We start from the raw sequence: 23404 nt of genomic DNA, 5'->3' as shown, positions 1-23404 counted from the left end.
CTGAGCCTACGTGCGGTCCTGCGGCGGTGGCGGCGGCCCCTCCTGGAACACGGCCTGCGGTGGTGCCTGCTGCGGTCCGGTCGCGGTCCGCCACGGCCGCACCGGCCGCTCACCGCCGAACCACGGCAGCAGCGATTGACCCTTGCGCGTCAGCATGGTCTGGACCAGGCCGAACGCCAGCAGCACCGACACGACCAGGAAACCGAGCCAGAACGTCGGCGGCAGCAGCACACCCAGCGCGCCACCGAACACCCACGCCAGCTGCAGCACCGTCTCCGACCGCCCGAACGCGGACGCGCGGGACTCCTCCGGCAGGTCGTCCTGGATGACCGCGTCGAGGCTGTTCTTCGCCAGCGCGCTGGCGGTCGCGCCGACCAGGCCGACGATCGCGGCCGTCGCGATGCCCTCCATGACCATCGCGATCACCGTCGACGCGAGGCTGCCGCTGATGCAGCTGAGCACGATCTGGTCGGGGTGCCCGAGGTGCAGGCGCGCGCCGACGGCGTTGCCGAGGAAGCTGCCCGCACCCGCCGCGCCCGCGATGATGCCGAGCAGCAGCAACTGCTTGAACGGCTCGCCCTCGGTCTGCGCACGCACCGCGAACGCCGCGAACATCATGAGGAAGCCGGTGAGCACGCGGATCGTCGCGTTGCCGGACAGGGCCACGACCACGTTGCGGCCCATCGGTTGTCGTCTCGGTTTCTCCGGGCGCGCCGACAGGGACGCGGGCACCTCGCCTTCCGTGACCTCGACCCAGGCGGGGATCCGCATGGCCTGTGCCGCGCCGAAGGCGCAGATGACCGCGGTGAACCACAGCGCGCCCGACGAGCCGAAGAACTGCAGGAACAACGTGGCGACCGCGCCGAACGCGGCCCCGCCGACCAGGCCGAACGTGGTGAGGCGCGCGTTCGTCTTGGCGAGCGTGATGTCCGGCGGCACCACTCTCGGGGTGACCGCCGCCTTGAGCACCGTGAACGACTTGGACAGCACCATCTTCGCGAGCGCGGCCGGGTAGAGCAGCCAGCCGTCGAAGTTGGTGGCCATCACGACGCACGCGAGCGCCTGGCCGACCGACGTCGCGCACATGGCGAGCCTTCTGCCGCGCTGGATGCGGTCCAGCATCGGCCCGATGACCGGCGCGAGCAGCGCGAACGGCGCGATCGTGATCAGCAGGTAGAGCGCGACCTTGCCCTTGGACGAGTCGGCGCTCGCCGCGGAGAAGAACAGCGTGTTGGCGAGCGCGACGGCCATCGCCGCGTCGCTCGCGTAGTTGAGCATCGTCGCGTAGGTGAGGGCGGTGAGCCCGGACTTGTCGGCGCCGTCGGCGTTCACGGCCCGCTTGAACGCGGCGGCCGCGTTGCTCGTGAGCTGCTTGCTCCGCAGCGCGGCGACCCGCGTGACCGTCAGCTTCTTCGGAAACCCCGGCGCGGCCGCGGACGGCGGTTCCGGCGGTCCGGGTGCGATGGCCGTCGGCTGGGGCCCGGCGGGTGGCCGGGGCGGTTGTTGCTGGTCACGGGGGCCCTGGTGGTCGGGCGCGTAGCCGTCTGGGCCGTAGGTCTCCGGCGGCCTGCCGTCGTAGTCGTAGTCCATCGGCCGCGTCGGCGGCACGGGCGGCAGCGAGCGGCGCGGTGGTGGCACGTCCCGCCAGTCCCGGCGCGCGGGCGGCTGCTCCGGTGGTGGTGGCTGGCGGCGGACCGGCCGCGTCTTGCGCAGGTCCTCCGGCGGCGGGTAGTGACTCGCCGCCGGGATCGCGCTGGTCAGTGGCTCCTGGCGGGGTTCGTCACGCGGCGGTTCGTACGCGCGCGTCGGCTGCGGGGGCGGCGGTGGCTGCTGCTGGGGCCGCCAGTTCGGCGCCTGCTGCTTGGTCCAGCTGCGGCGACGCTTCCTGCCGGAGCCACGACCGCGGCCGTCGTGCTCCTGCGCGTCTCCCGAACCGGAACGAATCACGCCGTCCATCCTGCCGTACCCAGCGCCTTGCGATGCCCTTGACGTTCCCACCCCTTCAGGGGATCCCACCACCAGGTTACGGATCAGGGGTGACGAACCTCACCCGGAACATCGTCGGCCACAACTTGCCCGTGACCAGGAACTCGTCGGTGCCGTCGATGGCGGCGATCCCGTTGAGCACGTCGGTGCCCGCCCGGTCCTCCCGGGGCAGCAGCCCGGCGAGGTCGACGGTGGCGGTGACCCGTCCGTCGGCGGGGTCGATCCGGACGATCCGGTCGGTCTGCCAGATGTTCGCGTAGACCTGCCCGGCCACGCACTCCAGCTCGTTGATGTTGGTGACCGGCTCGCCGTCGGCGGACCTGACCCGGACTTCTCCGGTGGTGTCGAACGTCGTGGCGTCACGGAAGGTCAGCCGGTCACTGCCGTCGCTCATGATCAGCCGGTCACCGTCGTGGCAGAGTCCCCAGCCCTCACCGTCGTAGCTCACCCGCTCCGCTTCGGCGAGCGTGTCCCGGTCCCGGCGGATCGCGACCTCGTCCTGCCAGGTGATCTGCCAGATCGAGTCACCGGCGACCGTGATGCCCTCCCCGAACAGGTCGTCCGGCAGATCGACCTGCTTGGTGACCTCCCCGGTCTCCGGGTCGACCGCACGGATGCTCGACCGCCCCGCCAGCCCGGTGCCCTCGTAGAGCACGCCGTCGACCAGTTCGAGCCCCTGTGTGAAGGCCCGCGGATCATGCGGGACAGTGCCGACCACGTCGACGGTCAGAGCGGTGGGAGCGGTGGGAGAGGCAGGCGCGGAATCCGGCGCGGCGGAACAGCCGGCCAGGAGAAGAACGCCCGCGAAGGCGAGTTGTGCCCGCACGGTTCCCAAGCCTTGCACGACCGCCGTCGGGCCGCGCGGAGCGGTGGGGCACAATCGGGGGCGATGAGCGTGCAGCAGTCTGACCTGAACGACCCCGCCCTGGTGGCCGAGGTCGACCTCGCGCGTGCCGCCGCGCAGGAGGAGGCGGGCGACGAACTCGTCGGCGACTACGTCGAACACCACATCGAGGACGAGGCGGCGGTAACGCACTTCTTCGAGGCCGACAAGCCCGGCTACCAGGGCTGGCGCTGGGCGGTCACGATCACCTCGGCCGGCCCGGACACGGACGTCACGGTGAGTGAGGTGGTCCTCCTTCCAGGGGCCACCGCACTGGTGGCGCCGGAGTGGGTTCCGTGGCAGAACCGGGTTCAGGCAGGCGACCTCGGTGTCGGTGACCTGCTGCCCACCGCGCCCGACGACCCCCGCCTCGTCCCGGCCTACCTGGAGTCGGACGACCCAGCGGTCGAAGAGGTGGCGACGGAGACGGGCCTGGGGCGGGTTCGCGTGATGTCGCGACCGGCCAGGCTGGACGTGGCCGACCGCTGGCAGCAGAGCGAGTTCGGGCCCCGGTCCGACATGGCGAGGAGCGCCCCGGCCCACTGCGGCACGTGCGGCTTCTACCTTCCGCTGGCCGGGTCGCTCCGGGCGGCTTTCGGCACGTGCGGCAACGAGATCTCGCCCGCGGACGGGCACGTGGTCCACACCGAGTACGGCTGCGGCGCGCACTCGGAAGCCGAGGTGGAGCAGGTGAGCCCGGTGCTGGTGGCGGACCTGATCTACGACGACGCCCTGTTGGACGTGGAGCCGTTGGCGGTCGTGGACGAAGTCCCGGTCGCCGAGCCGGAAGCCGCGGCCGCCGATGCGCAGAGCGCGGCCGCCGAGTCCGTGGCGGAGCCGAGTGCTGCGGTTGTGGAGCAGGCGGATGTTCCGGTCGCCGAGTCGGCGACCACTCCCGATGCTGCGGCGAGTGCGCCTGCCGAGCCGGTGGCCGAGCCGAGCGGTTCGGTCGTCGGGCAGGCTGAAGCTCCTGCCGTCGACGCGGCGTCTCCCGAGGCTGAGGCGAGTGCGCCCGCGGAGTCGGCGCCGGTGGCTGAGACCGTTCCGGTTGCCGAGTCGGCTGGGCCCGAAGCTCCTGTCGCCGATCTCGAAGCGGCGTCTTCGGAGGCCGAGCCAAGTGCTGCTTCTGTGGAGCCGACCGTTCCGGTGGCTGGGCAGGCTGAGGCTCCTGCTGCCGGACCGGAAGAGGCGTCTCCCGAGGTGAGTGCGCTCGCCGATGTCGAACCCGAAGCGCAGGAAGCCGACCTGACTGCCGAGTCGGCGGAGTCGACCGTTCCGGTGGCCGCATCTGCTGCTGCCGGGCCGGATGCGGTGTCTTCCGACGCCGAGGTGAGCGCGCCCGCGGATGCCGAGCCCGAAACGGCGTCTTCCGAAGCCGAGCCGGGTGCTGCTTCCGTGGAGCCGACCGCGTCAGTGGCTGGGCAGATCGAAGCTCCTGCCGTCGAGTCGGAAGCAGACGTGGCTCCCGAGCCAGCGGCGGACGAGCAGACCGCGACGGAAGCTTCCGTCGCCGAGGTGGATCCGGCCTCCTCCGAAGCGGCGCCGAACGCTGCGCCGGTGGCACCGGAGTCGGAGCCGGGCACCTCGGTCGTCGAGCCCGCCGCGGCGGAAGCTCCTGTCGCCGAGCCGGAAGCCGTGTCGAGCGCCTCGTCCGCGGAACCGTCTCCTGTGGCAGGTTCGCCTGCTCCCACCAGTGAAGATGCGGCGCCCGCCGACATCGAACCGGTGGTCACCGCCGAGACGGCCGACGAGTCCACCCGCCGCGAGTGACCGATCCGTTCGGCACCGCCGCGTTGCGGGAATCGGTGCTCGGCTCATGGCGGTCCTCGCCGACCCGCCTCCGTGAGGACACCAACGCCGAGGAAGACCTCGTCCTCGGCGGGTACCGGGACCGGCTCCTCATCGAGCTTGCCCAGAACGCCGCCGACGCCGCGGGCACCGGCGGTGTGCTCCGCGTGTCGCTTGTCGATGGTGAGCTGCGAGTCGCCAACACCGGTGAACCTCTCACCCGCCAAGGGGTCGAGGCGCTGGCCTCCCTCCGCGCGTCCGCGAAGCAACACGGCGTCGGCCGGTTCGGCGTCGGTTTCGCCGCCGTGCTCACGGTCACCGACGCGCCCCGCATCGTCTCCACCTCCGGTGGCGTCGCCTTCGATGCCGAACGCACCCGCCGGGAAGCGGCCAGCGACCGGGTTCCCGTGCTCCGCCTTCCCTGGCCCACCGACGAAACCCCGCCGGACGGCTTCGCCACCGAGGTCCGCCTGCCGCTGCGGGACACCGTCGACCTCGACGTGTTCCGCGGGCAGGCCGTCGACATCCTCCTGTCCCTCGACGCGCTCACCCGCATCGAGATCGACGGTGACGTCTGGTGGCGGGACGGTGCCGGCATCCACGGCCCGGACGGCGTCACCCAGTGGGTCGTCGTCCGAGATCACGGGGAGTTGCCGCCGGACCCGGGTCTCGGTGCCGAAGCACGTCTGCAGTGGACGGTCTGCTGGGCGCTGCGGATGGACGGCGGTCCGCTGCTGCGTGACACCGACGTCCTCCACGCGCCCACGCCGACGGACGAGCGGCTTTCCCTGCCCGCCAGGCTGATCGCCAGCCTTCCCGTCGAGCCGTCCCGCCGGCGGGTCCGCCCCGGTGTCGCGACCGATCAGGTGCTCGCCGCGGCCGCGCGCGCCTACCCCCGGCTGCTCGACCAGCTCGAACCCGGCGACCGGCCGAAAGTGGTGCCGCTGCCACGGTTTCCATTGTCCGAAGTGGACGAGAAGCTTCGCGACGGTGTGCTGAAGCAGCTTCGGGTGACACCGTGGCTGCCGTCCGCGCTCGACGACAAGCCGCTGACCCCGGCCGAGGCGCGGCTGCTTCCCGTGCCCAGTGCGGAGCTGGCCGAGTCCGTCGCTCCGTATGTCCCAGGGCTGGTGCGAGCGGAGTTCGTCGACCACGTCGCCGCGCTCGCCGCGCTCGACGTGGTCCAGTTGCGACTGTCCGATGTGATCGACGCGCTCACCGGGATCACCCGTCCGCCAGCGGAATGGCGAGTCCTGTACGAGGCACTGGGCAAGATCGTCGACAACGATCCGTCAGCAGCGGACGATCTCGGCGCGCTGCCGGTTCCGCTCGCCGACGGGCGCACGGTGCCCGGTCCGCGTGGCGTGCTCATCGCCGACCTCGATCTGTCCAGTATGGACAACGTGCACGTCGTGCATCCCGATGCCGTGCACCCGCTGCTGGAACGGCTCGGCGCGCAACACGGTGGCGCGGAAGAGCTTCTCGCCGGCATGGCCAGCGAGGTGGAACACAGCATCGAGGACGCCGAGTCCGGTTTGGACACCAGTGCCCTCGCGAACACGGTGCTGCGGCTGGTGACCGAGGCGGGCATCCGTCCCGGCGACGAACCGTGGCTCGGTGCGCTGGCACTCCGTGACACCGACGGCGACCCGCGCCGAGCCGACGAACTCGCTCTCCCCGGTACGAAGTTCCTCACCGTCCTGGCCGAGGATTCACCCGTCGGTGTGCTCGCCGAGGACATCGCTGCCCAGTGGTCACCGCACGTGCTGGCCGCGGTCGGGGTCCTGGACAGGTTCACGGTCGTCGTCGACGAGGCGCCGACGGGTCCCGACCACGACCTCGCCGACGAAACCGACTGGTGGGACGACCAGCCGGAACCACCGGCGCGGCTGGAGGCGGTCCGCGACCTCGACCTGGTCGCCGATGACGCGTGGCCGGCCGCGATCCGCCTGCTGGCAAGCGAACCCGACACCTGGCGGGTGATGCGCAGCGGTTACACCGCGTGGTGGATCGCCCATCACGCGCTCCTGGCGGGTGAGCCGCCCGCGCACTGGCGCCTGCCCGATGCCCGCGAGCTGACCGGCCTGTACGACGTGGCCCCGGCCGACCTGGAACCACACCTCCAGGAACTGATGGGTGTCCGCGCCGAGCTGTCCGTCGAGTCCACGGAGGACGCCGAGGACCTGCTGGACCGGCTGAGCGACCCGGCGCGCACGCTGACCCGCGGCATGATCCGGCGCGCGTACACCGCGCTGGCCGACGCGGTTCGCGACGACGTGGTCGACCCGGCCGACCTCGACCCGCCGCCCGAGGTTCGCACCACGGAGGGTGAGGTCACCGACAACGCGGCCGTGCTCGACGTCCCGTGGCTGGCGCCGGTGACCGACGGCTATGTGGCGATCGACGCCGACCTCGCGGTGCCGCTGGCCGAGCTGCTGGACATCCCCGTCGCGTCGGAGGCCGCTCCGACGGGGCCGGACAGCACGGGCGAGCCGGTGCGGTGGGCAGATCTGGGCGCGGTCGTCGACGTGTGTGACCTGATCGGCATCCCGGTGCCGCCCGGGGGATCGGTCGTCCACGACGGACTGACGGTCGGCGGCAGGCGAGTGCCGTGGTGGGTGGCCGGCGAGACCGTTCACTGCGAGGACTCGTCGCCGGGACTGGGCCGGGCGCTGGCGTGGGTGACCGACCGCTGGGCGGACCGCCATCTGCTGACCGCGCTGCTGGAAGACCCGGAAAACCACGACGCGTGAGCCTCCGGCCCCCGAATCCAGCCTAACGGGCAGGACCGACAGCCGACGGCGCCGGAGTCGCAGTTGTCCACAGCCGTACTGGTTGTCCACAGTTGGGCTTGCTGGGCTTGTTTTGTCGGCGGGGGCCGGTAGACTGGCATGGCGGGACGCCCCCGGGTTCGGGTGGGGGTTGCGTCGGTCCGGGCCCCGCTTCGCGGGGGCTTTGGTGCTGGTTGACGGCGTGGCAATGCCCTGAAAGGCGCGTTCAGGGCGCTGAGCGCCCTGAATGGCCCATTCACGGCACTCGATATGCCGTGAACGCGCCCTTACGGCACCGGGCCGCGCGCTGCGCGCTCGGCACCCGCTGCGCGGGAGCGGATGCCGTGCCCTGAACGACGCTTTCGGGGCATCGGCGCGCGTCTCGCGTTCGCGGCGCCTCAGGACTACGGCGAATCGTCGTGGGCGTCGGGCGGTGGCTACTGGACGTGTTGTGCGCCTCGGTGGCCTCGGCGGGAGGCGCGGCGTTGCCAGGCCATCACCGGGAGGCCGATCAGCCCCAGGGCCGTTCCCCACAGCGCGGTCCACAGCCAGATCGGCGGGAACACGTCGAACGCGTACCGCCCCACGAGCAGCACGCCCAGCGCCACCACCCACAGTCCCGTTCCCACGTACACCAGCGGCGACAGCGCCAGCAGCCGGTCGGGCAGCGGTGGAGGTGACTTCTGTGTTTCGAATCCCGGGTCGGGTTTCCCTACGTCGGACACATGCGCGAGGCTACCGGGCCATGGCAAACAGGACAGCCGCCCTCGATCGGTTCTTCAAGATCTCCGAGCGTGAGTCCACCGTCGGCCGTGAGGTCCGCGGTGGGCTCGTCACGTTCGTGACCATGGCGTACATCGTCGTGCTGAACCCGTTGATCATCGGTTCGTTCGCCGACGACCCGGCGCACACCGACAAGTTCGGCGGCTTCCTGCCCACCGACCAGGTCGCGGCCGTCACCGCGCTGGTCGCCGGGGTCATGACGATCCTCTTCGGACTCGTCGCCAACTACCCGTTCGCGATGGCCACCGGACTGGGCATCAACGCGTTCGTCGCCGTGTCGATCGCGCCGCAGATGTCCTGGCCCGCCGCCATGGGGCTCGTCCTCGTCAACGGTGTCATCGTGCTGATCCTCGTCGTGACCGGGGTGCGGACGGCCGTGTTCAACGCGGTCCCGCCATCGCTCAAGGCCGCCATCGCGGTCGGCATCGGCCTGTTCATCACGCTCATCGGGCTCGTGGACGCCGGGTTCGTGCGCCGCCTGCCCGACGCCGCCGACACCACCGTCCCGGTTGGACTCGGCATCAACGGCTCGATCGCGTCCTGGCCCACGCTCGTGTTCGTGGTCGGGCTGATCCTCACCGGCATCCTCGTCGCGCGGCGGGTCAAGGGCGCCATCCTCATCGGCGTGGTCGCCACGACCGTCTTCGCGATCATCCTCGAGGCCATCGTCGACGCCGGGCCGTCGATGGGCACCGACCCCAAGGGCTGGAACCTCGGCTACCCGGGAGTGCCGGACCAGGTCGTCGACACCCCGAACCTGTCGCTGCTCGGAGACGTGAACTTCGACGCGTGGGTGCAGGTGCCGATCATCACCGCCTGCCTGCTGGTCTTCACGCTGGTCCTCACCGACTTCTTCGACACCATCGGCACCATGACCGGTCTCGGCAAGGAGGCGAAGCTCGTCGACAAGGACGGCAAACTGCCCAACACCGGCAAGGCGCTGTTCGTCGACGGTCTCGGTGCGGTCGCGGGTGGCGCGGCGTCGTCGTCATCCAACACGGTCTACATCGAGTCGGCGTCGGGCATCGCGGAGGGCGCGCGGACCGGGCTGGCCAACGTGGTCACCGGCCTGTTGTTCATCGCCGCGATGTTCTTCACGCCGCTGTACAGTTCGGTGCCGGTCGAGGCCGCTGCGCCCGCGCTGGTGATCGTCGGCGTGCTGATGATGGCGCAGATCAAGGAGATCGACTTCGCCGACTTCACGATCGCGCTGCCCGCGTTCCTGACGATCGTGGTCATGCCGTTCACGTACTCGATCGCCAACGGCATCGGCGCCGGGTTCGTGAGCTACGTGCTGATCCGCGCGGCCACCGGCAGGATCCGGGGGATCCACCCGCTCGTGTGGGTGGTGGCCGCAGCGTTCGTGGTTTACTTCGCGATCGGCCCGATCCGGGCAGCGTTCGGTTGAGTCGAGTGACTGGGGTCAACTCGTGAGGTATGCTAACTATGTGTCGACCAAGGGGCAGGACGTAGCCGAGAGCTCCCTGACCAGCCGCCTGCGGCTGGCGGTGGTGCGGCTCAACCGCAGGCTTCGCGCACAGCGGACCAGCTCCTCGATCACGCTCACCCAGCTTTCCGCACTGTTCTGCCTTTACAAGTGTGGCCCCCTCACCCCTGGTGAGCTCGCGGCCAAGGAGGTCGTCCAGCCACCGTCGATGACAAGGGTGATCGCTGCTCTCGAGGAGCTCGGCTACGTCAGCCGTCGACCGCATCCCAGTGACGGCCGGCAGGCCATCGTAGAAATCACCGAGGAGGGGAGCGCGCACATCCGAGCGGACATCTCCGCGCGCGAGGCCTGGCTGGACAAGCGGCTCGCGGAACTCACCGATGCGGAACGGGATCTGCTCTCCCGCGCGGCGGAGATCATCGACAGGATGGCGAGCCAACAGGATTAGTGGCGGAAAAGAGAGAACTGACAACCGATTCGACAACTTCTCGAGCCGGCCTCGCCGAGGACCCGAAGAAGCCCAAGGACCACCGGGGCATGTTCGGGGCCCTGCGAGTACGTAACTACCGGCTCTTCGCGTCCGGGCAGGTCGTCTCCAACGTCGGCACCTGGATGCAACGCATCGCACAGGACTGGCTCGTGCTCGAGCTGTCCGGCTACGACCCCGTCGCGCTGGGAATCGCGGCCTCGCTGCAGTTCCTGCCGACGCTGTTCCTGACGCTGTGGGCCGGGGTGCTGGCCGACCGCGTCGACAAGCGCAAGCTGCTGATACTGATCCAGGCAGGCATGGCGCTGTCCGCGCTGGCGCTGGGGCTGCTCGACGTCACCGGCATCGTGCAGCTGTGGCACGTCTACCTGTTGTGCCTGGTGTTCGGCGTTTTCACCGCGTTCGACCCACCGGTGCGGCAGAGCTTCGTCGGGGAGATGGTCGGCCGTGAGCACCTGGCCAACGCCGTCGCCCTGAACTCGTCGACGTTCAACTTCGCCCGGATCCTCGGGCCCGCGATCGCCGGTGTGATGATCATCTGGACCGGCACGGGCTGGGTGTTCCTGGTCAACGCGATCACCACGCTCGCGGTGATCTACGGGCTGTTCCGCATGAATCCCGCGGAGCTGCACCGGGCGCCTGCGGCGACGTCGCGGCGCGGTCAGCTGGTGGCCGGGCTGCGGTACGTGCGGGGGCGGCCGGACATCATGGTCGTGCTGGTGCTGGTGTTCTGCGTGAGCACGTTCGCGTTCACGTTCTTCACGACACTCGCGATCGCGGCGGCGAACGTCTTCCACCGGGAGGCGGACGGCTACGGGCTGCTGTCCACCCTGCTGGCGGTCGGCAGCTTCGCGGGCGCGCTGCTGGCGGTGCGGCGGAGCACACGGCGCAAGCCGAGCCTGACGCTGCTCGTCGGCGCCGGGTTCGCCTTCGGGGTGTGCGAGGTCGTGGTCGGCGTGATGCCGACGTACCTGGCGTTCGGGCTGGCGCTGATCCCGTGCGGCCTGGCGATGATGACCTTCATGAACACGGCGAACAGCACCATCCAGCTGTCGACCGCGCCGGAGATGCGGGGCCGGGTGATGGCGCTGTACATGCTGGTGTTCATCGGCGGCAACCCGATCGGAGCACCGATGACCGGCTGGATGGCCGCGGAGTTCGGCGGCCGGTCACCGTTCGTCATCGGCGGCGCGGTCGCCATGCTGTCGACGGTGGTGTGCGGCTTGGTCCTGGCGCGCCGGGGCGGCCTCCGGGTCCGGTCCCGCCTGCCGTGGGTCCGGCGCCCGTTGGTCACCCGCGCACCCGAACTTGCGCGAGTGGATTAAGTTAGGCTAACCTTAGCTCGTCGCTTCGTGGTGGGAGCGGCAGTCAGTTCGGGAACAGCGAGACCCCCGCTCCGGTTCGGCAGACGGCACTGCTCGGAGTGGGGGTCTCGTCTATGAACGGCCAGGTCGGCACGCTGTTCGTGCCATCACCTGAACCCAGGACTGTTGCGTGAGCAGCCCCCACCCGAACCCGGGGGGCCGCCCCGAGGCCAGTCTACCGGCGAACACCGACGATCACGCCGAATCGATCTTGCCTGTGGACAACCGGTGTGGTTGTGGATCAGCTGACCGGCCACGTGTGGACCGGTTCGTTGGTGGCCGACAGCTCCACGTACCGGTGCAGCATGCCGACAAGTGCGGCGTCGCGGTCCAGGCCCCCGGACTCCAGGCAAGCCACCGTCTCCCGTTGCCAGGTCGAGCCGGTTCGTCGTGCGAGGCAGCGTTGCTCGATCACGTCGAGGTAGCGTTCCCGCACCGCGTCCGAGACGCCGCACTCGCGCAGGCCGTCGTGGGCCATCGGCAGCAGGCGGCGCAGCACCAGCTCGTCCGGCGGGACCCAGCCGACGCCCGGCCAGTACAGCTGCGCGCCGAACGCGTGCCGGGCGCCCGCGTACAGGTTCTCCTCCGCCGCCTGGAACGACATCTGTGTCCACACCGGACGCTCCGCTGTCGCGAGTGCACGCTGCGCACCGTAGAAGAACGCGGCGTTCGCGATCAGGTCGACGACCGTCGGGCCCGCGGGCAGCACGCGGTTCTCCACGCGCAGGTGCGGGATGCCGTCCAGCACGTCGTACACCGGGCGGTTCCAGCGCCAGATCGTGCCGTTGTGCAACCTGAGTTCCGCGAGCTTCGGCGCCCGGCCGGCGTCGAGCGCCTCGATCGGGTCCTCGTCGTCCACTTCCGGCAGCAGGCCGGGGAAGTACCGCACGTTCTCCTCGAACAGGTCGAAGATGGACGTGATCCACCGCTCCCCGAACCACACGCGCGGGCGAACGCCCTGATTCTTCAGCTCCTGCGGGCGGGTGTCAGTTGCCTGCTGGAACAGGGGAATCCTGGTCTCGTGCCAGAGCGCCTTGCGTAGCAGGAAAGGCGAGTTGGCGGCAATTGCCACCTGCACGCCCGCGAGGCACTGTGCCGCGTTCCAGTGGGACGCGAACTCCTCCGGCGGCACCTGGAGGTGCAGCTGCGCGGACGTGCACGCCGACTCCGGCAGGATCGAGTCCGCCGAGCTGCGCAACCGCTCACCGCGCTGACCGGGGATCGCCGGGCCTTCCATCGACAGCACCATGTCCTCGCCGCGCGCGGCGAAGATCTGGTCGTTCAGCCGGGAGTACCTGGCGTTCGTGGACAGCCAGCGCGCCTTGAAGTGCTCCTCCCGCAACGTCGGCAGCATGCCGATCATCACGAGCGCCGCGCCGGCGTCCTGCGCCTTGAGGTTCGCGTCGGTGAGCGACGTGCGCAGCTCGCTCTCCAGCTCGCTCGCCTGGTCGCCGGACAGCAGCCGCGGCCGCACGTTCAGCTCCAGGTTGTGCTGGCCGAGTTCCGTCGTGAACGACGGGTCGTCGAGCTTCTCCAGCACGACGGTGTTCGCCATCGCCGGCTGCAGCAGGTCGTCGACCAGGTTCAGCTCGACCTCGAGCCCGATCTTCGGTGGTGAAGTGGAGAAACCGCCCTCCGTGAGCATTCTCGCGAGGGCGTCCAGACAGCGCTGGACCTTCATGCGGTAACTCTGGCGAGCCGACCGATCGGACGTGTCGGTCGCGACATCCTGTCCCATACCGCCCCTCCCAGCCGATCCGAGCAGTCGGCGTGTGCGCGGGAAGTACAACCGTTACACACGGCGGAAGCTGTTACTAGGGGCCAAAAAGGTGCATCGTTCCAGTGTGGTTGTTACGCAGAGCAAGGCACGTGTGTGGCTCACGTAACATGTGCGCGTGATCGAGGTGACCGACCCGGACGACCCGCGGCTCGACGAGTACCGCTTCCTCCGCACCGCCGACCGCCGGCCAGACCGGCCCGGCGGGCTGGGGCTGGTGATCGCCGAGGGGACCATCGCGGTCAGCCGCATGCTCGCCTCACGGTACCCGGTGCGGTCGATGCTCGGGGTGCGGCGCAAGCTCAAGACCCTGCCGCCGGTCGACGCACCCGTGTACGTGACGACCGCCGAGGTGATGGCCGAGGTGATCGGCTTCCACCTGAACCGGGGCGTGCTCGCGATGGCCGACCGACCGGAGCCGCTGCCCGTTTCATCCGTGATAGACGGTGCGCGCAGGCTCGCGGTGCTGGAGGGCGTCGGCGACCACGAGAACCTCGGTGCGCTGTTCCGCAACGCCGCCGGGCTCGGCGTCGACGGCGTGCTGCTCGGCGCGGGCTGCAGCGACCCGCTGTACCGGCGCAGCGTCCGTGTCTCGATGGGACACGTGCTCGCGGTCCCGTTCACGACGCTGTCGCCGTGGCCGGACGGGCTGAAGCTGTTGCAGGACAACGGCTTCACTGTGATGGCGCTCACGCCGGCCGGGGCGGCCGACCTGTCCGCGGTCACGCCGCCGGAGAAGGCGGCGGTGATGCTCGGCTCCGAGGGGCCCGGCCTGACCCCGGAGGCGGTCGCGGCGGCCGACATGGCGGTGAAGATCCCCATGGTGGGTGGCGTCGACTCGCTCAACGTGGCGACTGCGGGGGCGGTCGCCTTCTACGCGCTCGGCGCGAGTCGGTAGTTTCGGAAGGTGTCGATGTCGGGAATACAGCTGCGCGCCAACGGTGAGCGTGCGGTGCTGATCGGTGACGACGGTGTCGCGGTCACCGAGCCGGACCGCCTGCCGCTGGGCACCGAGCTGACCGACGCGCTGCACGAGTGGGCGAAGGTCGCGGCCGCGGTCGGCCGCGCCGAGCCGGGCACCGCGGCGGGCGCGGTCGTGTCGCGGCGCGGGCTGCAGCTGGCCGGGCGGGTGGCGACGTCGCTCGGCGTGGTGGTCCGGTACGTGGATCCGTTGTCGGGCACGGAGTCCGTCGTCGAGCCGGTCCGGGCATCGGCGTCCCCGCCGCGGCGGCCACCGGAACCCGTGCCGTGGCTGACCGGCCTGACGGTGTCCGCCACGAGTGTGGTCGTGGTGGTCGTGACGGTGGTGACGCTGGCGGTCACGCTGGCGGAGACGTACTCGCTGCTGGCGCTGGCGTCGAACGTGGTGGTGACCGCGGGGCTGCTGCCGTCGGTGTGGCTCATCCACCGGCAGCCGGTCTGGCGGTGGGTCGCGTACGGGGTGGCGGTCGGCATCGGCCTCGCGTGGCTGGCGCTGCCGTTCGTGCTCTTCTGAGGGCGGCCTTGGCCTCCGGCCCCCGGTGTCCAGCCTGCCAGAGGGGACCGACAGTCAGCCCTGGCGCGAGGAGCGTTCCGGGTGGTTGTCCACAGGTGCGCTGGTTGTCCACAGTTGGGCTTGCTGGTCTTGTTTTGTCGGTGGGGGCCGGTAGACTGGCATGGCGGGACGCCCCCGGGTTCGGGTGGGGGTTGCGTTCCGGCCGGTTCGCGGATTTCCGCAGGTCAATGCGGGGTTTGTGCGCGCGGTCCGGCTTGGGCGGGTGGTGCGCGTGGGCCTGGGTCTGCCCTGGTTGGCGCGGCTGTGGTGCCGCGATGGCGCGGCTGGATCCGCCGATGTCCGGAAAGACGCTTTCGGGGCAGGGCATGCCGGTGTCGCCGGGGGAGCCCCCGGGGTTCGGCGGGTGCGGGTTACGTGAGGGTGTGCGGTGGCAGTGTGAACGTGCCGCCCCGGGTTTCTGGGTGCCAGCCTCGTGCCAGGGCTGTTCGGATCAGGGTGCGGACGTTCGCCGGTTCCGGGTACATCCACTCGTCGGCCGGGGTTGCCGGGTGCACGTCGACCTGTAGGGCCTGTCCGTTCTTGCCCGCGCCCCACGCCCGCACGCGCACCTCGCGGCGGCCGGACACGTAGCGGATCTCCGCCCGCCACGTGTGCTCCCGGCCGTCCGCGTGCAGCCGGCGCAACCGCTCCCGCATCAGGCCAGCGACTCCAGCCACGTGCGGTGCAGCGCCGCGAACCGGCCGCCTCTGCCCTCGATCAGGTCCGCCGGGGAGCCGTCCTCCACCACGCGGCCGCCCTCCACCACGAGCACGCGGTCCGCGATCAGGACCGTCGACAGCCGGTGCGCGATGATCAGCGCCGTGCGGTCCGCCAGCACCGACTCCAGTGCCCGCTGCACCGCCCGTTCCGTCGGGACGTCCAGGCTCGACGTCGCCTCGTCCAGCACCAGCACCGCCGGGTCCGCCAGGAACGCTCGCGCGAACGCCACCATCTGCCGTTGGCCCGCCGACAGCCTGCCGCCGCGTTTGCGGACGTCGGTGTCGTAGCCCTCGGGGAGGGCCGTGACGAACTCGTGTGCGCCCACCGCCACCGCGGCCGACTCCACCTCGGCGCGGGACGCCGTCGGCCTGCCAAGCGCGATGTTGTCCGCCACCGAGCCCGCGAACAGGAAGTTCTCCTGCGTCACCGTGACGACCTCGGTGCGCAGCTCGGTGTCCGCCACCTCGCGCAGCGACACCCCGTCGAGCCGCACCGCGCCCGCCGACGGGTCGTAGAAGCGGCCGACCAGCTTCGCCAACGTCGACTTGCCCGCGCCGGTCGCGCCCACCAGTGCGACCGTCTGACCGGCGGGGATGTGCAGGTCGAACGTCGGCAGCACCACCGGGGTGGTCGGGGAGTAGCGGAACTCCACGTCGGCGAAGTCGATCGCGCGGCCGGTGTCGCGGGTCGGCAGCGGCTTGGGCTCCTTCGGTTCGACGACCGTCGGCTCCTCCTCGAGGACGCCCGAGATCTTCTCCAGTGCCGCGATCGCCGAGGTGTACGAGTTCGCGAACATCGCCAGCTCGTCCAGCGGGTCGTAGAAGCGGCGCAGGTAGAGGGTGAACGCGGTCAGCACACCCAGCTCCAGGCTGCCGTCCACGACCCGCACCGCGCCGATCGCCAGCACGATCGCGAGCGTCAGGTTGCCGACCAGGCGCACCGTCATCGTGAAGCGGGCCACCACGATCAGCGCTTCCTTGTTGGCGGCGCGGAAGCGGTCGTTGAGGGCCGCCATGATCGTCTCGTTGCGGTCCTGGCGGCGGAACGCCTGCACCGCGCGCATGCCGTTCATGGTCTCCACGAACTGCACGATGATCTTCGCGATGGCGCCCCTGGTGTCGCGGTAGGCGTGCCGCGACCGGAGGTAGAACCAGCGCGTCACCCAGATCAGCGGCACCAGCCCGGCCAGCACGACCAGTGCCAGCGGCACGTCCATCACCAGCAGCATGATCGCGATGCCGACCACCGACAGCACCGCCGTCAGCAGGCCGTCGAGGCCGTCCTCCAGCAGGTCGTGCAGGGAGTCGATGTCGCTGGTCATGCGCGAGATGGTCTTGCCGGACGTGTACTTCTCGTGGAACGAGACCGACAGCCGCTGCGCGTGGGAGAAGACCCGTTGTCGCAGGTCGAGCAGCACGTCCTGGCCGAACCGGCCCGCGACCTTCAGGAACGCGAACCGGGTGCCCGCCGCGCCGAGGCCCGACGCCAGGTACCCGCCGACGCACCACGCGAGGGCGGTCGTGTCGCCGTCGATCGCGTCCGGGATGCCGGTGTCGATGGCGACCGCGATCACCAGCGGACCGGCCAGCGTCAGCACGTTCTCCAGCACCACCAGGGCGAACGCGCCCAGCGCGATGCCCAGCCTCGGGCGCACCAGCGACATCAGCAGCCGTCGCGACCTGGTCTGCAGGCGGCTGCCGACCAGCGCGTCGATCTCGTCGTTGTCCTCGGCGGCCACCCCGCGCCACTCTTCTTCCGTCGGGGCGCTCACGCGACCACCTCGCTGCGTTCGTCGTCCATCGTGGACAGAAGGGCGCGGTACTCCCGGTTGGTGGCGAGGAGTTCCGAATGCCCGCCGACCGCGGTGATGCGGCCGTCGGCGAGCATCGCGACCCGGTCGGCGAGCTGAACGGTGCTCGGCCGGTGCGCGACCACGAGCGCGGTGACGTCGGCGAGCACGTTGCGCAGCGCGTGTTCCACCTCGGCCTCCGTGTGCACGTCCAAAGCGGACAGCGGGTCGTCCATCACCAGCACCGAGGGCCTGCCGACGACCGCGCGGGCCAGCGCGAGCCGCTGCCGCTGCCCGCCGGACAACGAAAGGCCCTGCTCGCCGATCCGGGTGTCCAGCCCCCACGGCAGGTCGTAGACGAAGTCCGCCGACGCGACCTGAAGTGCCTGGCGCACATCGGCTTCCGTCGCGCCGGTGGTGCCCAGCGCCACGTTCTCCCGCACGCTCGCGGAGAACAGCACCGGCTCCTCGAACGCGGTCGCGACCACCGAACGCAGGTCCGCGAGCGTCAGGTCACGCACGTCGACGCCGTCGATCGTGACCTTCCCGCCGGTCACGTCGGCGAGCCTGCCGACCAGTGCGGTCAGCGTGGTCTTGCCGGTGCCGGTGGCGCCGACCAGCGCGATCGTCTCGCCGGGCCGCAGGTCCAGCGTGACACCGCGCAGCACCTCCTCGTCGCTGCCCGGGTAGGCGAAGCGGACGTCGTCGAACCGCACGTGGCCGCTGGCACGCTCGAGCAGCCCGCGCGGGTTCGGCGGGTCGGTGATCGTCACCTCCGCGTCACGCACCTCCCAGTAGCGGGCCGAAGCGGTCGCGGCCTGGTTGGTCTCGGCGAGCAGCCAGCCGATCGAGTCGGTCGGCCAGCGCAGGTAGGTGGCGACCGCGATGCCCGCGACCAGGGTGCCGACGGTCATCGTGCCGTCGACGATCGCGAACGTGCCGAACAGCAGCTGCCCGCCGATCGCGATCTCCGGCAGCACGATGATCGCCGCCCACAGCAGGCCGACCGTGTGCACCTTGCGCAGCTCGGTGCTCCGGAGCCCCTTGGCCTCACGGGTGAACCGGTCGGCGAGGTGACGGCCGCGGCCGAACGCCTTCAGCACGCGGATGCCCAGCACGGACTCCTCGACCGTGGTGGCGAGGTCGCCGTTCTGGTCCTGCGCGCGGCGGGCGAGGACCGCGTACTTCGACTCGTACAGCGTCGAGATCAGGACCAGCGGCGCCGCGCACGCGAGCGAGATGATCCCGAGCACCGGCGACAGCACGAAGAGGACGACGAGGCCGACCACCAGCGTCATCGTGTTGACGATCAGGAAGATGAACGCGAACGCGATGAAACGGCGCAACGTCGACAGGTCCGACACGGCGCGCGACAGCAGCTGACCGGACTGCCAACGGTCATGGAACGCGATCGGCAGGTGCTGTAGGTGGTGGTACAGGTCGTCGCGGAGCCGCGCCTCCACGGAGGTACTGGGACCGGCGATGAGGCGCCGCCGCGTGTAGAACAGAACGGCCTCGCCGGCGCCCAGCGCGGCGACGATGGCGATCAGCCAGGTGAGCCGGCTCGTGTCCCGGTCGGCGACCGGACCGTCCAGGATCCGCTGGATGAGCAGCGGGATGCTGAGTCCGCAGAGCATCGAACCGAAGACAGCCGCGCCCGAGCCGATCATGCGGCCGCGGACCGGTCGGAGGTAGGCGCCGAGACGCCGCAGAGCCGCGATGTTCGTGCTGCGGGCAGGTTGATGTGACCGAGTTGTGCTCATGATCTCCCCACGGTGCCGCTCTCGACCGTATGCGAGCCGCCCCTGCACGGCATCCGGTTTTCTGCCGCCAGCGTGCGACCTCCAGTGCGGTCGAGGTCAAGGCTGCGGGATCATTCGGGCATGACGAGACCGGACGAGGTGCGGTTCCTGCGCACCCAGTCGACGATGGCGTACCCGGATGGTCGGCTGCTCGCGCTGCGGGAGGGGGCGCTGCACGTTCTCGCTCCCGACGGCTGGACCCGCCTGCGCACCGAACGCCCCCGCGGCACGACGTGGCTCACGCGGGAGGAGGCGGAGGACTGGTGCGAACGTGAGGGGTGGCCGTTGCACCTGCTGAACCAGGTCCCCCGCGCGGGCCGGGTCTGACCCGCCCTGGTCCATGCCCGCGAAAGCGTCCTTCGGGACAGGTCGGCACGCGGGCCCGGTGGTGGGCCCGCGTGCCGGTGGATCAGCGGTTGCTGCGGGTGCCCAGCAGGACGTCTTCCCAGCTGGGGACGCTCGGGCGTGCTTTGCGGCCCTTCTTGCGGGGCGGCGCGGCAGGCGGGGGCGGTGGGGCGGGTTCGGTCTTCGCGGCTGGGGTTTCTTCTGTGGTTTCTTCGGTCGCGGGCATGGCTGAGCGCGAGGGTTCCTCTTCTGCTGGGACGGCCGGGCGCACTGCTGGCGAGGCGGTGCTTGCCGCGGCCGGGGCAGGCGTGTCCGCCGCCGGGCGCGAGGAGGTGCGCTCGGCGGGAGCAGCCTGCTCCTCGGGGATGGCGGGCATGGTCGGGCGCGCTGAGCGCGGCTGGGCGGGTTCCTTCACTGGTGGGGACGGCGGGGAAGCAGGGGTGGCGGCCGCTGCCGCGGCCGGTTTCGGCTGGTCGGCGGGCTCCGGCTGGTCGGTCGGCTCCGCCGCGGGCTCGGGCTGGCGCTCCGGCTGGCTGGACGGCTCCGCCGCGCGTTCGGCGTGGCTTTCCACCGGACGCTCGGCCTGACGGGGCGGCTCCGCCGGGCGTTCCTCCTGGCGGGACGGCTCTGCGGCGCGCTCTGCCGTGGGTTCCTCCTGGCTCGGCGGCTCCGCGGCGCGCTCCACCAGGTGTTCCGGCTGGCGGAGCGGATCCGCTGCGCGTTCGGTCTGGTGCTCCGCCTGGGGGGCCGGTTCCTCCGCGCGTTCGGTGGGGCGCTCCGCCTGGCGAGGCGGTTCGGGCTCGCGTTCGGTCTGGCGGGTCGGCTCCGGTGTGCGGCGTTCGCGGGGTGGCTCCGCCGGGCGGTAGTCGGGGGTGGCGCGGTACCGGTCGGGCTCGCGGTACTGCTCCGGGCGGTACTCGCGGGGGCGGTCGTACGGGTCCTCGACCGGCAGTTCCGGCTGCTCGACCAGGCCCACCGGGGCCTGGTCGTCGGTCAGTTCGAAGTCCTGGACGTAGTCCTGTTCCTCGACGCGGCGGGGTGGCTCACCGCCGTTGACCGCCTGGCGGCGCGGCTCGGCCACCTGCAGGGCCTGCGCGGCCAGTTCGGTGACCGGGCGGACCGTGCGCAGGCCACGGTTCGGGTTCGGGTCCAGCAGGTCCAGGGCGTGGTCGTCCAGCGGGGTGACCGTGCCGCCGTGGGCGCCCGGGTGGAACGACCAGTGGGCGTGGTTGTTCGAGCGGCCCGCGGTCCACGTGAGCTGGACGACCCACTTGCCGTCCTCGCCCTTCCACGAGTCCCAGACCGCAGCCGTGTAGTCCTGGCCCCGCGCGGCGAACGCCTGGGCCACGACCTCGCCGAGTTCCTGGACATCCGGCCCGTCCTCACGCACCGGATGCGCCCGCTGGGCCAGCTCGGCGGTGCGGGAACGCTCGAGCAGCACCGGGTACGCGAACCGCTCGACCCGCTCGGGTGGCACGCCGGCCGCTGCCGCGACCTGCTCGACTGACTCTCCCGCACGGATGCGGGACTGGATCTCACGAGGACGCATCTGGCTCTCCAGCTCGATGGCGATCTGGCCGAGTCGGGTGATGTCTCCCCTGGCCGCCGCGCGTAGACGTTCGTCCGCGGGGATCTGGAAGCGCTCGCCGCGGTCGGACTCGAGAATGACGATCTTGCCATCCTCTCCGAGTCCGACGACCCGCAGCGCACGCATCGCGGCCTCCTCGAGCGCCAGAAAAAGACTTCACCTCGCCAGCTGCCCACGTTAGATCGGCGGGTCGCCTTGACGGGCTAGGCGCGCCGAGTAACGTGCCTCTGTTCCCACCGATCTTGCCCGTTCGGGTTCACGCCCGCCAGATCAAGCCCGTGATCTTCTGGTACGCGTCGACGTACCGCGCGTGCGTGGCGGTCACCACATCGGCGGGGATCTCCGGGGCGGGCGGGGTCTTGTCCCAGCCGGTGCCCGCCGCCCAGTCACGCACGAACTGCTTGTCGTAGGCGTGCTGCGGCCTGCCCGGCTCCCACTCGGCGGCGGGCCAGAAGCGGGACGAGTCCGGGGTCAGGACCTCGTCGGCCAGCGTCAGCTCGCCTTCGGTGTCCGTGCCGAACTCGAGCTTCGTGTCCGCCACGATGATCCCGTTCGCCGCCGCCCGCGCCGCGCCGCGCTCGTAGACCTCCAGCGTCAGGTCCCGCAGGCGGGTCGCCGTGGACAGGCCGGCGACCGCGGCCACCTCGTCGAACGTGGCCGGGACGTCGTGGCCGCCGTCGGACACCTTCGTCGTCGGCGTGAAGACCGGTTCGGGCAGGCGGGAGCCCTCGACCAGGCCGCGTGGCAGCGGCACCCCCGAGATCGCGCCCGTGGCCTGGTACTCCTTCAGGCCCGAACCCGCGAGGTAGCCGCGGGCGATGCACTCGAACGGCACCATCTCCAGGCGGCGGCAGCGGATGGCCCGGCCCGCGAACTCGGCAGGCACGTCCGTCGCCGACACGAGGTGGTTCGGCACGACGTCGCTGAGCCGGCCGAACCACCACACGGACAGCTGCGTGAGCAGCGCGCCCTTGTCCGGGATCGGGGTCGGCAGCACGACGTCGTACACCGACACCCGGTCCGAGGCCACCAGCAGCAGGTCGTCGCCGTCCGCGTAGATCTCCCGGACCTTCCCGCTGTAGACGTGCTGCACCTAGATCCGCTCCACCAGCCAGTCGATGCACCTGGTCAGCGCCGTGATGTCGGCAGGCTCGACCGCCGGGTACATCGCGACGCGCAGCTGGTTGCGGCCCAGCTTGCGGTACGGCTCGACGTCCACGACGCCGTTCGCGCGCAGTGCCCTGGCGATGGCCGCCGCGTCCGTGCCGTCGGCGAAGTCGATCGTGCCGACCACGTTGGACCGGTGCGCGGGGTCGGCCACGTACGGCGACGCGAACTCCGACTTCTCCGCCCACCCGTACAGCCGGGCCGCCGAGTCGGCCGACCGGCCGGTCGTCCACTCCAGACCACCGTTCGCGAGCATCCAGTCGATCTGCTCGGCCATCAGGTACAGGGTGGCGATGGCGGGCGTGTTGTACGTCTGGTCCTTGAGCGAGTTGTCCAGCGCGGTCGGCAGCGACAGGAACTCCGGCACCCAGCGGCCGCTGCCGCCGATCTCACCGATCCGCTCCAGCGCGGCCGGGCTCATCAGCGCGAACCACAGGCCACCGTCGGAGGCGAAGCCCTTCTGCGGGGCGAAGTAGTAGACGTCGTAGTCCTCGGCCCTGGCCGGGAGCCCGGCCGCCGCTGACGTCGCATCGATCGCGACCAGCGCGTCACCGGCACCGTCGGGCCTGGCCACCGGCACGGAGACACCGGTCGAGGTCTCGTTGTGCGCCCAGCCGACCAGGTCGGCACCGGCGGCGTACTCGATGGCGGGCGCGGTGCCCGGCTCGGCCTTCACGACCACCGGGGCCTTGAGGTAGGGCGTGGTGACGGCCTTGGCGAACTTCGAGGAGAACTCGCCGAACGTGAACGCCTGGGCCTGCTCGCGGACCAGGCCGAACGCGAGCGCGTCCCAGAACGCCGTGGTGCCGCCGTTGCCGAGCACGACCTCGTAGTCGGCCGGCAGCGAGAACAGGTCCCGCAGCCCGGAACGGACCCGCGCGACCAGGGACTTCACCGGCTTCTGGCGGTGGGAGGTGCCCATGATCGCGGCACCGTCGGCGACGAGCCGGGCCAGCTGCTCGGGGCGCACCCTGGAGGGGCCGGAGCCGAAGCGGCCGTCGGCGGGCTTGAGGTCGGCGGGAAGCACGAGATCGGTCGAGGTCTGCGTCATCGGGACGGCTTCTCTCCACGTGGTGAGGGTTGTCAGCAGGCGCCGTTGCCGCCTCCAGTCTCCTCCATGCGCGCCGGGCACCGCCCAGGGGTCTGCCACTCCCAGCTGCTGGAACGGCTGTC

At 70.9% G+C, this 23404-nt stretch carries 18 protein-coding genes; 8 read left to right on the top strand and 10 right to left on the bottom strand.

Annotated features, from left to right (window positions below):
- Positions 1-6: 6 nt before the first annotated feature.
- Both ACFPCV_RS12150 and ACFPCV_RS12145 read right to left on the bottom strand, forming a co-directional pair.
- Positions 7-1956 (bottom strand): MFS transporter, encoded by a 1950-nt coding sequence (locus ACFPCV_RS12150; RefSeq protein WP_378056203.1) that lies wholly within the window; start codon positions 1954-1956, stop codon positions 7-9.
- A gap of 67 nt (positions 1957-2023) precedes the next feature.
- Positions 2024-2821: a glutaminyl-peptide cyclotransferase gene (locus tag ACFPCV_RS12145; RefSeq protein WP_378056202.1), complete on the bottom strand. Its 798-nt coding sequence runs from the start codon at positions 2819-2821 to the stop codon at positions 2024-2026.
- A 54-nt stretch (positions 2822-2875) separates the two neighbouring features.
- Here ACFPCV_RS12145 and ACFPCV_RS12140 point away from each other — a divergent pair, with 54 nt between their 5' ends.
- Both ACFPCV_RS12140 and ACFPCV_RS12135 read left to right on the top strand, forming a co-directional pair.
- The gene (locus ACFPCV_RS12140; protein ID WP_378056201.1) at positions 2876-4639 is read left to right on the top strand and encodes a DUF3027 domain-containing protein; all 1764 of its coding nucleotides are present in this window, start codon (positions 2876-2878) and stop codon (positions 4637-4639) included.
- Positions 4636-7410 (top strand): sacsin N-terminal ATP-binding-like domain-containing protein, encoded by a 2775-nt coding sequence (locus ACFPCV_RS12135; protein WP_378056200.1) that lies wholly within the window; start codon positions 4636-4638, stop codon positions 7408-7410. Before ACFPCV_RS12140 ends, ACFPCV_RS12135 begins: the two co-directional genes overlap by 4 nt.
- Before the next feature lie 455 nt (positions 7411-7865).
- Here ACFPCV_RS12135 and ACFPCV_RS12130 read toward each other — a convergent pair whose 3' ends face one another.
- Complete coding sequence (locus tag ACFPCV_RS12130) at positions 7866-8153, bottom strand: DUF2530 domain-containing protein (protein ID WP_378056199.1); 288 nt, start codon at positions 8151-8153, stop codon at positions 7866-7868.
- Positions 8154-8173: 20 nt separating this feature from the next.
- Here ACFPCV_RS12130 and ACFPCV_RS12125 point away from each other — a divergent pair, with 20 nt between their 5' ends.
- The 3 genes from ACFPCV_RS12125 (at position 8174) to ACFPCV_RS12115 (ending at position 11470) form a co-directional block, all read left to right on the top strand.
- Positions 8174-9619 (top strand): NCS2 family permease, encoded by a 1446-nt coding sequence (locus ACFPCV_RS12125; RefSeq protein WP_378056198.1) that lies wholly within the window; start codon positions 8174-8176, stop codon positions 9617-9619.
- Between the two features lie 40 nt (positions 9620-9659).
- Positions 9660-10106: a MarR family winged helix-turn-helix transcriptional regulator gene (locus ACFPCV_RS12120; RefSeq protein WP_378056197.1), complete on the top strand. Its 447-nt coding sequence runs from the start codon at positions 9660-9662 to the stop codon at positions 10104-10106.
- Between the two features lie 89 nt (positions 10107-10195).
- Entirely contained in the window at positions 10196-11470 is a 1275-nt protein-coding gene (locus tag ACFPCV_RS12115) for an MFS transporter (protein ID WP_378056196.1), read from the top strand.
- Between the two features lie 280 nt (positions 11471-11750).
- On the opposite strand, the gene ACFPCV_RS12110 is transcribed toward ACFPCV_RS12115, so the two are convergent.
- Positions 11751-13247, bottom strand: coding sequence for a glutamate-cysteine ligase family protein (locus tag ACFPCV_RS12110; protein ID WP_378056195.1), 1497 nt, complete (start codon positions 13245-13247; stop codon positions 11751-11753).
- 157 nt (positions 13248-13404) lie between these two features.
- Between ACFPCV_RS12110 and ACFPCV_RS12105 the strand changes: the two genes are divergently transcribed.
- Both ACFPCV_RS12105 and ACFPCV_RS12100 read left to right on the top strand, forming a co-directional pair.
- Complete coding sequence (locus ACFPCV_RS12105; RefSeq protein WP_378056194.1) at positions 13405-14184, top strand: TrmH family RNA methyltransferase; 780 nt, start codon at positions 13405-13407, stop codon at positions 14182-14184.
- A gap of 24 nt (positions 14185-14208) precedes the next feature.
- Positions 14209-14781: a DUF2537 domain-containing protein gene (locus ACFPCV_RS12100; protein ID WP_378056922.1), complete on the top strand. Its 573-nt coding sequence runs from the start codon at positions 14209-14211 to the stop codon at positions 14779-14781.
- A 410-nt stretch (positions 14782-15191) separates the two neighbouring features.
- Here ACFPCV_RS12100 and ACFPCV_RS12095 read toward each other — a convergent pair whose 3' ends face one another.
- The 3 genes from ACFPCV_RS12095 to ACFPCV_RS12085 are packed head-to-tail and all read right to left on the bottom strand — an operon-like array spanning position 15192 to position 19092.
- On the bottom strand, positions 15192-15497 hold the full coding sequence (locus ACFPCV_RS12095; protein WP_378056193.1) for a hypothetical protein: 306 nt from the start codon (positions 15495-15497) through the stop codon (positions 15192-15194).
- Positions 15476-17311: an ABC transporter ATP-binding protein gene (locus ACFPCV_RS12090; RefSeq protein ID WP_378056192.1), complete on the bottom strand. Its 1836-nt coding sequence runs from the start codon at positions 17309-17311 to the stop codon at positions 15476-15478. The genes ACFPCV_RS12095 and ACFPCV_RS12090 overlap by 22 nt, the downstream gene beginning before the upstream one ends.
- Positions 17308-19092, bottom strand: coding sequence for an ABC transporter ATP-binding protein (locus tag ACFPCV_RS12085; RefSeq protein WP_378056191.1), 1785 nt, complete (start codon positions 19090-19092; stop codon positions 17308-17310). Before ACFPCV_RS12085 ends, ACFPCV_RS12090 begins: the two co-directional genes overlap by 4 nt.
- 120 nt (positions 19093-19212) lie before the next feature.
- On the opposite strand from ACFPCV_RS12085, the gene ACFPCV_RS12080 reads away from it, so the two are divergent.
- Positions 19213-19458 (top strand): hypothetical protein, encoded by a 246-nt coding sequence (locus tag ACFPCV_RS12080; protein ID WP_378056190.1) that lies wholly within the window; start codon positions 19213-19215, stop codon positions 19456-19458.
- A gap of 82 nt (positions 19459-19540) precedes the next feature.
- Here the strand turns inward: ACFPCV_RS12080 and sepH are convergent, their stop codons facing one another.
- The 3 genes from sepH to serC all read right to left on the bottom strand — a co-directional run bounded on the left by sepH (position 19541) and on the right by serC (position 23282).
- On the bottom strand, positions 19541-21190 hold the full coding sequence (gene sepH, locus ACFPCV_RS12075; protein WP_378056189.1) for a septation protein SepH: 1650 nt from the start codon (positions 21188-21190) through the stop codon (positions 19541-19543).
- A gap of 130 nt (positions 21191-21320) precedes the next feature.
- Positions 21321-22157 (bottom strand): phosphoribosylaminoimidazolesuccinocarboxamide synthase, encoded by an 837-nt coding sequence (locus tag ACFPCV_RS12070; RefSeq protein ID WP_378056188.1) that lies wholly within the window; start codon positions 22155-22157, stop codon positions 21321-21323.
- Complete coding sequence (serC, locus tag ACFPCV_RS12065) at positions 22158-23282, bottom strand: phosphoserine transaminase (protein ID WP_378056187.1); 1125 nt, start codon at positions 23280-23282, stop codon at positions 22158-22160.
- Positions 23283-23404 lie beyond the last annotated feature (122 nt).

Source organism: Actinophytocola glycyrrhizae, from assembly GCF_042653545.1.
Taxonomy (GTDB): domain Bacteria; phylum Actinomycetota; class Actinomycetes; order Mycobacteriales; family Pseudonocardiaceae; genus Actinophytocola; species Actinophytocola glycyrrhizae.
Note: the sequence above shows the minus strand (reverse complement) of the source record. Positions and strands in the feature narration are given on the sequence as shown.